Below are 11,767 nucleotides of genomic sequence, written 5' to 3'. Positions count from 1 at the left end.
CTGATCAGCTCTCGCCCAGGTAGGTGACGGTGCGGGCCACGAGATACGAGGCCTCTTCGATGCAGAGCCGCTGGCCGTAGAACTCGCTGTCCAGCACTTCCGCGGTCAGCTCGCCCTTGACGGCCGAACTCCATTCGTCGAGCGTGTAGTTGTCCTGCGCGAGAAGCAGGAGCAGATCGACGTCGGCGGGCTCGGGGCGGTACGACTCCCACGCCCGCGCGGTGCTGACGAAGGAGAGGTAGAGGCGGCGGCAGAAGGCCTCGGCCCGCTCGTCGAAGCCCAGGCCCGTGCCGAAAATGGCGGCGGCCGAGTTGCGCAACGCCTGCTCCAGGTCGACGTCCTGCGGGCTCACCGCCGGAAAATGTTCCGTGCTGCCCGACATGCGCAGGACGCCCTCGTAGAAGTCCACGATCAGCTCGTCCTCGGACATCGCACTGACGGGGCCGCGTTCGATGTAGCCGTCGACCACGATCGTCCGGCCGATGACAAGCCCGCGATCGGCGGCGATGCGGTTGAGTTCCACGCAGAGCGCGCCGCCCGCACAGGAGCCGAAGAGATGGAACTCGTCCTCACCGAACTCGTCCTGCAGCGCGTCCGCGTAGAGCCCGGCAAGCCCCTGGATGTCGTCCGGCACGCTCTCGGTGCCCTCGACCAGCAAGGGGGATTGAAGCCCGTAGCAGGCCCGGTCCGCGCCCAGCTCCCGGACGAGCCGGCCGTAGCCATCGACCATGCCGTGCCCGGCGTGGACGAAGACGATCGGAGTGCGCGAACCCCGGTTGCTCATCCGGATCAGCGCGCTCTCGGTGTTGGCGGCCTGCGGCTGCGCCTTCTCCGTGCTCAGCTCGGCGATGGTCTGGAACCGCATCAGGTCGCCCATGTTGAGCCGCCAGCCGAGCCGCTGGTTGATCTGCTCGATGGTGACGAGGGCCGTCAGCGAGTCGCCGCCGACTTGGAAGAAGTTGTCGTGCACGGTCACGTCGTGCTTGAGCGTGGTGCTCCAGATGTCCAGGAGGATCTGTCGCACCAGGCTCGGCGCCACCGGTCCGGCCGACGGGATGACAGCCGTCTGAGCTGCGTTCATATGCTCTGTCCTTTCGGAAATCTCACGGGCGATCGGCGGGGAGCTGTCCGGCGGATCAGGCCGTCGGCTTGATCCGGCCGGGGCGGAGGACAGCTCCTAGGCCAGAACAGGCCCTGGTCCGATCCGGTGCGACCGACTGGGTCGCCCGTCCAGATGGACGTAGACCCGGTGCAGCCAGCGGTCGCTGCCGTCGTAACGGGGTGTGAACTCGGTACGGCCGTGCACCACGAGGCGGTTGTCCAGGAACGCCATGCCGCCTGGTCGCAGCACCAGTTCCGACGCCACCTCGGCCAGGGCGGCGCCGAGCCGGCGCAGCGCTGCGCCGGCCGCGTCGTCGAGTGCCCTGGTAGCGCTGAAGTCGACCTGGATGTCAGGGTCGTCGAACGAGCCGTTCAGGACGCAGTGCGCGGTGGTCGCGTCGCCCGCGCGGAACGACGGGGGCGCCTCGGTGACGAAGCGGGGCCGGCGCAGGATCGCCACGTCACTGTCGGCGAGCAGCACCCGCGCCCGCCTTATGGAGGAGAACAGGGTGCCCGCCGTGCCCTCGTGATCGCTGCGCAGGCACAGCAGCCCGATGAGGTCCGGCCGGTGCGGGTGGAAGGCGTTCTCGTTGTGCAGCTCGAGCTCGACGGACCCGCCGTTGCTCTGCGAGGCGGCCAGTGCCGGGACCGGCACGACGTTGTGCACCAGCGCGCCGTGCTTCTCGTTGCGGAAGGCGAACACATCGCCGAGCTGCTGGCCGAGAAGCATCGCCGTCGAAGCGGCCACCGTGGCTCTGCGCTCCACCGAGTCCGCCACCGACGGAGTGTCGGGCAACGTCTCCGCGTCGACGGGGAGGTTCCCGACCAGAAGGTATCCGCCGGGCCCGGGCGCGGAGCGGAAGTCGCGCAGGGCTTCGAGCAGCCGGACCGGCAGCCGGCAGCTCTGCCGCCGCGCCTGCGTCAGCCAGCGGGGATCGTCGACCTGTCCGGCGGCCGGACAACGGTGCAGTTCCTCCGCCAGGGCGCGCACCTCGGTGCGCTCCCGGTCGGTCAGCGTCACGCTCGGGAGGTCGATGTCCTCGGGGATGCGATGGCTCAACAAAGAAATGGGCATGTCTGGTCCTTTGAGCGTCTATGCAGCCTTGATGCTGAATGTCACGCCGCGTTCGTTTGCGTGGTGCCCGACAGTCACGAGCCACATCGGCCGTCTACTTGCCGATCGCGGCGGTCATTTCGCGCTCGATGAGGTCGCGCAGCTCTTGGGGGAAGCGAAGGAACTCCCAGTGATCGCCCTCAAGAACGCAGTACGTGGTCGAGGCGCACTCGTCCCATCCGGGCCACACCTCTGCCTGAGGGACGACAGCGTCCTCGGTCCAGCCGATCACCGAGACCGGGATGTTCCGGCTGGGCAGTGCCTCGGCCCGGTAGCCGCGCTGCAGCCGCACATCGGCGAGCAGGATCTCCGCGGACATCTCGAGGTATTCCGGGGGGAGCCGGTAGCCCAGAGCCGTGCAGCGCTCCTCGATCTCGGCGACCATGTCGATCTCGTCGAGGTCGACGAAGTTCAGCTTGCCGTAGAGCCCCTTGTGCGGAGCGCCCCACCCGGAGGCGAACAGCCGCCGGGGAGCCGGCAGGCCCTGCTTCTCCAGGTGTGCCGCGATCTGCAGCAGGAACGGCACCGCACCGCAGTGCCCGATCAGCGCGTACGGCCGGTCCAGCCGGTCGGCGATCTCCGCCACCAGGCCTTCCGCGAACTCCTGGTGGCTGCTGACGTGGGCTTCGCCGAACCGGTTCTCGCGGCCCGGCGGCTGCACTGCGCAGAACCGGCCCGCGCCGAGCTCTCGCGGCCACGCCTTGAACGACGCGGCGCCGGTGCCCGCGTACGGTACGCCGAAGACCAGGTAGTCGCCGTCGGCCGGAATGGGCTGCAGGGTCCAGACGGTCATACCGCGGTCACCTCGACGGGAACGCTCTTGTACTCGAGCATGAAGTTCGACCGGAGCCGGACCGTCGGTCCGGCCGGGACCAGTCGGCCGGGCCGCTCGCGCAGCCCCTGGAGCAGGGCGGCGAGCGCGGTGCGGCCCATCGCGGCGCCGATGCAGTGATGCGGTCCGCTGGCGAAGCCGACGTGGCGGTTGGGGGTGCGGCCGAGGTCAAACCGGTTCGGGTCGGGGAACTGGTCCTCGTCGCGGTTGGCGGACGCCGTCCACAGCGTGACCGAGTCGCCCTCGGCCAGCAGCACCCCGCGTACCACGACGGGCTTGGTGACCTGGCGCTGCACGTAGGAGGCGGTGGACGTCCAGCGGACGAACTCCTCGAGCCCGGTGCCGACCAGCTTCTGGTCCGCCCGCAGCCTCTCCCACTGCGCCGGGTCGTTCATCAGCGCGAGCAGACCACCGCTGGCGCTGTGCTGGGTCGTCTCGTTGCCGCCGATGGCCAGGTTCATGAGATTGAACAGAAGCGTGTCCTCGTCGAGTTCACGCTCACCCGGCTCGGGGCGGAGCAGGATGCTCACCGCGTCGTCGCCCGGCCTGGCCCGGCGCTCGGCGATCAGGTCCAGGAAGAAGTCGAAGACGTCCGCCTGGGCGGTCGCGAGCCGCAGCCCTTCGTGCGCGATGCCGAGGGTGTGGTCCTCGTCCCGGTACCCGATCATGGTTCGGGTGAGGCGCAGCAGGTGCAGCGCGTCGGCGTGTCCGATGTCCAACTGGGCCATCAGGCCACCGGCCGGCAGCTCGCGGGCCACGTCGGTGGCGAAGTCGCCGCCGCCGTCGGTCCACATCCGGTCCATCGCGACGGCGACCCGCTCGCGGACGGTCTCCGTCACCCGCTCGATCATCTTGGCGGAGAACACTCGGTGCATCCGGCGGCGCAACTGCCGGTGGCGCTGTGCGTCGGAGGTGACGAGCATGCGCCCGGAGGCGGTGTCGGCCTCGTTGCGGAACGAGCCGCCGATGACGGTTCCGTGCTCCGAGCTGAACGTCTCGGTGTCCCGGAAGGCCATCACCACGTCGTCGAACTTGGTCAGGGCCCAGAACCCTCCCTCGGTCGTGGGGTTCCAGTGGACCGGGTCCTCCGCGCGCAGCCGCGCCCACAACGCGTGGGGGTCGCCGGTGACGAAGGCCTCGGTGTCATTGAGGTCGATGTCGGCGGCCGACATCAGAAGCTGCGTCATGCGTCCTCTCCTTTGCTCCGCGACGCGTCGAGGGCGAGCGCCATGTCGGACAGCACGGTGTTGCCGAGCACGTCTTCCAGACCGAGGCCGGCCGCCTGGTCCCGGTTGATCCGGCGGCTCATCCGGAAGGCCAGCATCGAGTTGCCGCCGAGCTCGAAGAAGTCGTCGTTGACGCTGATCCGCTCGGTGCCGAGCAGCTCCTCCCAGACCGTGGTGAGGTAGCGCTCGCTGTCCGTGCGCGGGGCCACGTAGTCGCTGCGGCGCCGGTCGCGGTCGCCCAGGAGCTGCAGCAGCGCCGCCGTGTCGCGCTTGCCGTGCGGGGTGGACTGGATCTCCGGCACCTGAACGAACTCGGAGGGCACCTGATAGTCCGGGATGGTCGCCTCGGCGTACGCACGCACCTCGGGCATGGTGGTCCGGCCCTGGGGCACGACGAACGCGACGAGCCGCTTGTCCTGGCCCTCGCCCTGCGGCAGCACGGCGACGTCGAGGACGCCGGAGCAGGCCAGCAGCGAGCGCTCCACCTCGCGCGGCTCGACCCGGTAGCCGCGGATCTTCACCTGGTCGTCGTTCCGGCCGAGGTAGTCCAGTACGCCGTCGGGGCGCTCGCTGACGAGGTCGCCGGTCGCGTACATCACGGATCCAGGGGTGCCGAACGGGTCGGGCAGGAACCGCTCCGCCGTTCGCGCGGGATCACGCAGATAGCCGCGGGTCACGCCGTCTCCGCCGATGTGGAGCTCGCCCGGTGTGCCCTTCGGGACCGGGCGCAACCCCGCATCGAGGACGTGCAGTCGCACGCCCGCCAGACCGGCGCCGATGGGCACGCTCGTCGCGTCCGGCGCGACGTCGGTGATGGTGAACGCGGTGGCCGCGGTGGTTCCCTCGGTGGGCCCGTACAGATTGACCAGTCGACCCGAGAACTTGCTCGCGAGCACATCGCGGCAGGCGGCGGGACGGACCACGTCGCCACCGGTCTGCAGCACGCGGAGCGAGGAGAACACGTCGGCGTCCTCGGCCGCGATGTGGTTGAAGGCCATCGTCGGGGAGAGCAGCGCGGTGATCCGGCGGCGGCGCAGCTCGCGGCCGGGGTCGCCCTTCACCAGGTCGGGCACCGAGGGCATCATGACGATCTCGGCGCCGGCCCAGAGCGAACTCCACAGCTCCCAGTGGAAGGTGTCGAAGGAGATGTTCGCGATCTGGGCCACGCGGTCGGCGGGGCTGAGCTGCGGCAGCAGTGGATTCACCGCGAAGTGCACGAGGTTGTGGTGCTCGACCACGACGCCCTTGGGGGTCCCGGTGGAGCCGGAGGTGAACAACACGCACGCGGCGTCATGCAGGACGGGCTCGGGCAGGCCGGCCTTCGGCGCGTCGGCCAGGGCGCGTGCGGCGTCGTACTGCCAGACCATGGTGCGCACCTGGTCACCGAGCTGTTCGCGCTCGCCCGGGCCGACCAGGGTCAGGCGGCCGTCGGCCGCGCGGAGCATGAGTTCGCGCCGGGCCTTCGGGTAACGCAGGTCCACGGCCACGTAGGCGGCGCCGGCTCTCAGTACGCCGAGGATGCTGATGACGAGGTCGACATCGCGCTCGCGGTGGATGCCCACCCGGTCCTCGCGGCGTACGCCCTCGTCGATGAGGCGCTGGGCCAGCTCCGCCGACGCGCGGTCGAGCTCGGCGTAGGTGAGCCGGCGGCCGGAGTCGTCCGACACCGCCGGAGAGTCGCCGTGCGCGGCGGCCGACCGGGTGAAGAGCTCGGTGAGGGTGAGGGGCGCGCCCAGGACAGTGCGGTCGTCCGTGTTCACGGTGTGAGCACTCCTATTCGTTCGGGGAGACCGTCTGCGATGGCCTGAAGCAGGTCCGCCGGTGCCGATCGGTGGGTGAAGTCGTTTCCGGTCAGCAGGATTTGGCGCACATTTCCGTAGTCCGACCACTCGTCCATCTCCTCGGGACGCATGTGCGTGTCGCCGGTCCAGGAGATGGTGGTTACGTTCAAGGGGGTGCTGCCCGCGCCCGAGGGCTGGTAGCCGCAGGTCAGCGCGATGTCGGCGCGCAGCACCTGGATGGACAGGGCGAGCAGCTCGTCCGGGGGTGTGGGCTCGCCGCGCTGCTCGCAGCCGTAGCGCAGCTCCTCCATGTACTCCTCGTCCGTGGTCTCCGGCGTGAAGGGGCCGGAGCGACCGCCGCCGAAGTAGCCGCCGCGGTGAGGAGCCAGGCAGGAGGAGACGAAGATCTGCTGGGGCATCGGACCGCCGCGTGCGGCGAGCTCGACCGAGAGGCCGTAGCTCAGGCGCGCCCCGAAGCAGTGGCCGAAGAAGCCGAAGGGCTTGTCCAGGTAGGGGTGGAGTGCGTCGGCCGCGTCCTTGGCGAACATATCCATGGACGTGTGGGCGGGGGTCCTGAACCGGTTCTCACGGCCCGGGAGCTGGACGGGACAGATCTCGATGTCACCTATCCGCGTGGGCCAGCCACGATAGGCAGAAGCACCTACTCCGGCTACCGGGAAGCAGAACACCCGGGCTCGCGCATCGGGATCAATGTCGCGGACGAGCCATTGCCGACCGCCTTCTCGAATGCTCACGTCCGCACCCGCCCCACACCGGCCGGGCGCGAGTCCACCCAGTTCTCCGAAATCCACTCCAGACAACCGGACTTGTTGCCTCGGTACCCGGCCTCAGACCATCCGGGGGGTATGGAAAGGCCGACAGGCCATATGCTGTGCCGGCCTTCCTTGTTGCGCACGGCCAGCCATGCGGAATTCTCCGATGCTTCCCATGAGGTATTGCTCATCATTACTCCGGTCGGGATGTGGGTGGGTGAGCTCAAAGATGGCGGCCTTGCCGGAAGAGGCTCAGAAAATCAGGCTAGAACCCGGTGTCGACCGTCACCGGCAGCTGCTGAGGCAGAACAGCGGCAACTGCCGGGCAGTCGAGTTCCGGTGTTTCGGCAGGCCCTGCGGCGGCGCCGGCTCCGTCTGTCGCCGAACCGGCGCCCCGCTGCCCCTCGGAGTGGCGACCGCCGTTTCGCCTCTTCCGGACGGTGATGGGCAGATGGGTCATCCCCGCGATGAAGATCGACCGCAGATGCTGCGGCTCTCCATCGAGTTCGATCGACCCGCACCGCTGAAGAAGTTCCTCGAAGAAGATGCGCAGGGTCATCCGGGCCAGCGGCGCCCCGATGCAGAAGTGCGGTCCGAAGCCGAAGGCGACCTGGCGCTTCGCATTGCCGCGCGTGATGTCGAATCCGTGCGGGTCGGGGAACCGGGACTCGTCCCGGTTGGCCGACCCGATCCATGCGACGACCGCTCCACCGGCGGGAATCGTGCCCCCGCCGATCTCGACGTCGTGCACCGCGTACCGCATGAAGTTGCACGCGGACGACGTCCAGCGCAGCCCTTCCTCGACGAGGTTGGGCACCAGGGACAGGTCGGCGGCGGCCCGCGCGTACTGCTCGGGGTGTTCGATGAGCGCCTGCACCGTGCCCGAGATGGTGTACGGAGTCGTGATGTTGGCGCCCAGAAGGATGCTGTAGCCGTCGAGGGCGATCTCCTCGTCGGTCAGCGGCGCGTCCCCAGCCCGGACGCTCATCAGGTGGTCGAGCAGGCTCCCGTCCTCGCCACCGTCCGACCGCCGCCGTTTGACCCACTGGGTCACGTAATCGACGAGCTCGTGGTGGGCGATGGCGAGTGTCGCCGCTTCGCTGCCGAGCTTGAAGTGCGGGTCCGAGGGGGCCATCACCATCGAGGTCAGCTGTACGAGTTCGTCCCAGTCCTTCTCCGGGATTCCCAGGAGCGGACCCGTGACGATCGCGGGCAGGCGTTGCACCTGCTCGCCCAGGTCGAAGGTGGAGCCGTCGAGGGCCGGTTCGAGGAACCGTACGATGGCCCGCCGGATGCTGTCCTCCCAGGACTTCACCGCCCGTGCGGTGAGCTTGGGAGCGATCGGCCTGCGGACCTCGGTGTGCCGGGGCGGGTCGGTGGACGTCAGCAGCACGCCGGCCGCGACGTCGTCCTCCCCGAGATGAGTGATCACCGTGCCACGTTCCGAGGTGAACTCCCGGTCGCCGAGTACGCGGCAGACGTCGTCGTAGCGGGTAACCGACCAGAACTCCCGGCCGTCCGCGAGCGTCTGGTGGTGCAGGGGCACTCTCGCCCGCATCATGTCCCAGACACGGTGCGGATCGCCCGATGTGTAGAGGTCCAGGTCGAGCAGATCGACATCATCGAGGTCGATGTCGCGGCCGGCGCCCGGTGTCAGCCTCACGCCCGGACCCTGCCCGATTCGATCAGCTCGGCAACCCGAGCCGGGGTCTGCGCCAGGTAGAAGTCACGTACGGACAGCTGGACTCGGTATGTCTGCGACAGCTGTTCAAGGATTCGAATGCCGATCAGCGAATTTCCGCCGATCTCGAAGAAGTTGTCCTCCGCCCCGACCTCGCGGTCGTCGAGAAGTGATGCCCACAGGTCCGCGATTTCCCGCACCAGTGGAGCGGACGGGTCAGGGAATGTGTTCGGCTGTTCCGATATCCCACCCTGTTCGCCCTGCTGCCGGACGGCCTTCGGTGACGTTTCCATTGCTGTCTTTCCTTCTCGGTCGGGATCCATCTCGTACGTAGGGTGGACTGTGATCACAGTGGTGCCGTCTCGTTGACCTCCGCCATGTCCTCGGCCATGTACCGAGCCAGGCTCTCTGCCTGCTCGAACAGGTAGAAGTGGCCCCCGGACAGGTGGTGGAACCGCACGGGCCGGGTGCAGTACGACTGCCAGTCGTCGATCAGCTCGGGCGTGGACAGCTCGTCCTCGACGCCCATGAAGACCGACATCGGCACCGTGACGGGCGGTCCCTCCGCGTACTCGTAGGTGTCCACCAGGTGCAGGTCGCCCCGCAGGACGCCGACCATCCAGTCCGCTGTCTCGGGGTCGGTCAGCATCTCTTCCGGAGTGCCGCCCAGCCTCCGCATGAAGCTGATCAAGTGCTCCGGGGGCCACAGGTCGCGGCGCTCCGAGAAGCGGGCGCACGCCAGCTTGGGCGCGGGCATCGCGGACACCCCGAGCCAGACCGGCGGGAGGCCGGCCCGCTCCAGCTCCCGGACGAGCTCGTATCCGATCAGGGCGCCCATGCTGTGCCCGAACACGGCGTACGGGCCGCTCGCTTCGGCCAGGATGGCGGGTTTGAGAAGCTCCACGGCCTCCGCCGCGTCACGGCAGTGCGGCTGATGGGAGGCCGCGCCGCGGCCCGGGAGGTCGATGGCGCGCAGTCGCCAGCCAGGCGGGAAAGCCTGGGCCAGCGGCATGTAGCCGGCGGCGGAGCCGCCCGCATGGTGAAGGAAATAGCAGGTCAGCTCCTCGGCCGGTCCGTTGGAGGACGTCCCGGGACGCTTCCGGAGATCTCTGAACATCATTGTTTTGCCTATCTCATGGGCCCGGGCGCGAGCTGCCGGTGCCGTGGCGGGCCGCCCCGGTCCGTAGCGGCGTGCTGCGGTGTTACCGGGCGGCCCGGTTGACCGCGGAGGCTATGGCGCGCACGGCCGCGCCGGCCTCGTCGGAGTGGAGGCCGACACCCCAGACGTTCTCCCCACCGACCGTGCACTCTGCGTAGGCGACCACCGAGGAGTTCTCGGCGCCGGGCGGCTGGACGGTGAGGGACTGCACGACCACGTCCGTCCCGACGCCCCGCAGCGCCTCGGCGAACGCCTCACCGTCGTCGGCTCGGAGGTAGCGGGTGGATCCGTCGAGTTCCGCCTCGACCACGCCGTCCGCCGTGCCGGTCACCCGCAGCCGCAGGCCCTCGGCCAGGAACTCCCGGGTGAAGAGCTCCCACATCTGCGCGGACCCGACCTCGGTGGCGCATTCCTCGCTGTGCCGCTGGACCAGTCGGGAGAACTCGACCTGGAGGCGGCGTGGAAGGTCGAAGCCGTGCCCTGTCTTGAGCAGGTAGGCGACCCCGCCCTTGCCCGACTGGCTGTTGACGCGAATGATCGCCTCGTACGAACGGCCGACGTCCTTCGGGTCGATCGGCAGGTAGGGAACGCCCCAGGGGGTCTCACCGACGAGAGTCCCGGTGCTCTGCACCGCTCGCTCCATCGAGTCGAACCCCTTCTTGATCGCATCCTGATGGGAACCGGAGAACGCTGTGTACACCAGGTCGCCCGCGTACGGGTGACGCGGATGGGTCGGCAACTGAGTGCACTCCTCGGCGACCTGCCGGATCGTGGCGATGTCCGAGAAGTCGATCATCGGGTCGACACCCTGGGAAAAGAGGTTCATGCCGAGCGTCAGCAGGTCCACGTTGCCGGTGCGCTCGCCGTTGCCGAACAGGCAGCCCTCCACCCGGTCGGCCCCGGCCAGGACCGCCAGTTCAGCCGCAGCCACCCCCGTGCCCCGGTCGTTGTGCGGGTGCACGGACAGGCTGATGTGCTCGCGACGGCTCAGGTTGCGGTCCATCCACTCGACCTGATCGGCGAACTCGTTGGGCAGGGTGCACTCGACGGTCGCAGGCAGGTTGATGATGATCGGACGCCCCGGAGCGGGCTGCCAGACGTCCATGACGGCCTCGCAGATTTCCAGCGCGTAGTCAGGCTCGGTCGCGGTGAAGGACTCCGGCGAGTACTCGAACAGGATCTCTCCGTCGACATGTTGCGCCGCGAGCTTGGTGATCAGCCGGACCGCCTGCACCGTCATGTGGAGGATGTCCTCACGGTCCGCGCCGAACACGACCCGGCGCTGGAGTGGCGAGACGGAGTTGTACAGGTGGACCACGGCGCGCGGGGCGCCTCGCAGCGCCTCGAAGGTGCGCTCGATCAGTTCGGTACGTGCCTGCATGATGACTTGGATCGTCACGTCGTGCGGGATCAGGTCCTGCTCAATCAGCTCGCGCACGAAGTCGAAGTCGACCTGGCTCGCCGACGGGAAACCGACCTCGATCTCCTTGAACCCCATGGCGACGAGTTGTCGGAACAGCCGGTGCTTGCGCGCCAGATCCATGGGCTCGGGCAGCGCCTGGTTGCCGTCGCGGAGGTCCACCGAGCACCACAGAGGAGCCTTGCGGAGCTTGCGCGCCGGCCACCGGCGGTCCGGCAGATCCGGGCTGTCGAAGGGCTTGTAGCGGTGCACCGGCATACCGCTCGGCTGCTGGACGCTACCGGTCAGGGAGGTACCGGTCAGGGAGGTGGCGGCCACGGAGGTGGGCCGTTCCACGAGTGTGCTTGACATTATTGGTCCTCTGTCCAGATCGGAAAGGAATGTCCGTGTACTGAGGGGCGCGCTCCCCCCAGGAGTCGGCTTGTACGGGTGCCTGCCGCGCCGAAGAGTCGCGCGACGTTGTGCGCATGGCCGAAAGCAGCAGTCACAGGCCTGGTGCGCCTTCGGGAAAGAACGCTCGCTGGTCCCCCAACCTGCTTGTACGGCGATCTGATCGCCGTGCGCGATGGATCAAGACCTTAGGAGTGCCAGAGCTCCGGGATCGGCAGCAACAGAGGCGAACAGGCGGCGACTTCGGCCCAGTACCGCCGGTCGGATCCGCCCCGGCTCCCGCAGCGAGG

General features: G+C 68.7%; 11 protein-coding genes. All 11 read right to left on the bottom strand.

Features of this window, described 5'->3' with window-relative positions:
* Positions 1–4: 4 nt before the first annotated feature.
* Positions 5–1,081 carry a thioesterase domain-containing protein gene (locus F0344_RS15540; protein ID WP_185299365.1) on the bottom strand — a complete coding sequence of 359 codons (1,077 nt, stop codon included), beginning with the start codon at positions 1,079–1,081 and terminating at the stop codon, positions 5–7.
* Positions 1,082–1,177: 96 nt separating this feature from the next.
* Positions 1,178–2,176, bottom strand: coding sequence for a TauD/TfdA family dioxygenase (locus tag F0344_RS15535; RefSeq protein ID WP_185299364.1), 999 nt, complete (start codon positions 2,174–2,176; stop codon positions 1,178–1,180).
* A gap of 94 nt (positions 2,177–2,270) precedes the next feature.
* The gene (locus tag F0344_RS15530; protein ID WP_185299363.1) at positions 2,271–3,008 is read right to left on the bottom strand and encodes a thioesterase II family protein; all 738 of its coding nucleotides are present in this window, start codon (positions 3,006–3,008) and stop codon (positions 2,271–2,273) included.
* A complete protein-coding gene (locus tag F0344_RS15525) occupies positions 3,005–4,234 on the bottom strand; it encodes a cytochrome P450 (protein WP_258049952.1) in 1,230 nt (409 codons plus the stop codon). Before F0344_RS15525 ends, F0344_RS15530 begins: the two co-directional genes overlap by 4 nt.
* Positions 4,231–6,033, bottom strand: a complete 1,803-nt coding sequence (locus F0344_RS15520; RefSeq protein WP_185299362.1) for a non-ribosomal peptide synthetase — start codon at positions 6,031–6,033, stop codon at positions 4,231–4,233. The genes F0344_RS15525 and F0344_RS15520 overlap by 4 nt, the downstream gene beginning before the upstream one ends.
* The gene (locus tag F0344_RS15515; protein ID WP_258050266.1) at positions 6,030–6,743 is read right to left on the bottom strand and encodes a thioesterase II family protein; all 714 of its coding nucleotides are present in this window, start codon (positions 6,741–6,743) and stop codon (positions 6,030–6,032) included. Before F0344_RS15515 ends, F0344_RS15520 begins: the two co-directional genes overlap by 4 nt.
* Before the next feature lie 62 nt (positions 6,744–6,805).
* Positions 6,806–7,018, bottom strand: coding sequence for an MbtH family NRPS accessory protein (locus F0344_RS15510; RefSeq protein WP_185302705.1), 213 nt, complete (start codon positions 7,016–7,018; stop codon positions 6,806–6,808).
* A 74-nt stretch (positions 7,019–7,092) separates the two neighbouring features.
* Positions 7,093–8,490 (bottom strand): cytochrome P450, encoded by a 1,398-nt coding sequence (locus F0344_RS15505; protein WP_185299360.1) that lies wholly within the window; start codon positions 8,488–8,490, stop codon positions 7,093–7,095.
* Complete coding sequence (locus F0344_RS15500) at positions 8,487–8,831, bottom strand: phosphopantetheine-binding protein (RefSeq protein ID WP_258049951.1); 345 nt, start codon at positions 8,829–8,831, stop codon at positions 8,487–8,489. Before F0344_RS15500 ends, F0344_RS15505 begins: the two co-directional genes overlap by 4 nt.
* A gap of 23 nt (positions 8,832–8,854) precedes the next feature.
* Positions 8,855–9,625, bottom strand: a complete 771-nt coding sequence (locus F0344_RS15495; RefSeq protein WP_185299359.1) for a thioesterase II family protein — start codon at positions 9,623–9,625, stop codon at positions 8,855–8,857.
* An 85-nt stretch (positions 9,626–9,710) separates the two neighbouring features.
* Complete coding sequence (gene leuA / locus F0344_RS15490) at positions 9,711–11,438, bottom strand: 2-isopropylmalate synthase (RefSeq protein ID WP_185299358.1); 1,728 nt, start codon at positions 11,436–11,438, stop codon at positions 9,711–9,713.
* Positions 11,439–11,767 lie beyond the last annotated feature (329 nt).

The sequence above is a fragment of the Streptomyces finlayi genome, from assembly GCF_014216315.1.
Taxonomy (GTDB): Bacteria; Actinomycetota; Actinomycetes; order Streptomycetales; family Streptomycetaceae; genus Streptomyces; species Streptomyces finlayi_A.
This window is presented reverse-complemented; position numbering and strand designations above follow the sequence as displayed.

Excerpts from the sequence above, each read along its gene's own strand:
- F0344_RS15525 (WP_258049952.1), bottom strand. The coding sequence starts at position 4,234 with ATGACGCAGCTTCTGATGTCGGCCGCCGACATCGACCTCAATGACACC.
- F0344_RS15540 (WP_185299365.1), bottom strand. The coding sequence starts at position 1,081 with ATGAACGCAGCTCAGACGGCTGTCATCCCGTCGGCCGGACCGGTGGCG.
- F0344_RS15535 (WP_185299364.1), bottom strand. The coding sequence starts at position 2,176 with ATGCCCATTTCTTTGTTGAGCCATCGCATCCCCGAGGACATCGACCTC.
- F0344_RS15495 (WP_185299359.1), bottom strand. The coding sequence starts at position 9,625 with ATGTTCAGAGATCTCCGGAAGCGTCCCGGGACGTCCTCCAACGGACCG.
- F0344_RS15500 (WP_258049951.1), bottom strand. The coding sequence starts at position 8,831 with ATGGATCCCGACCGAGAAGGAAAGACAGCAATGGAAACGTCACCGAAG.
- F0344_RS15530 (WP_185299363.1), bottom strand. The coding sequence starts at position 3,008 with ATGACCGTCTGGACCCTGCAGCCCATTCCGGCCGACGGCGACTACCTG.
- leuA (WP_185299358.1), bottom strand. The coding sequence starts at position 11,438 with ATGTCAAGCACACTCGTGGAACGGCCCACCTCCGTGGCCGCCACCTCC.
- F0344_RS15510 (WP_185302705.1), bottom strand. The coding sequence starts at position 7,018 with ATGAGCAATACCTCATGGGAAGCATCGGAGAATTCCGCATGGCTGGCC.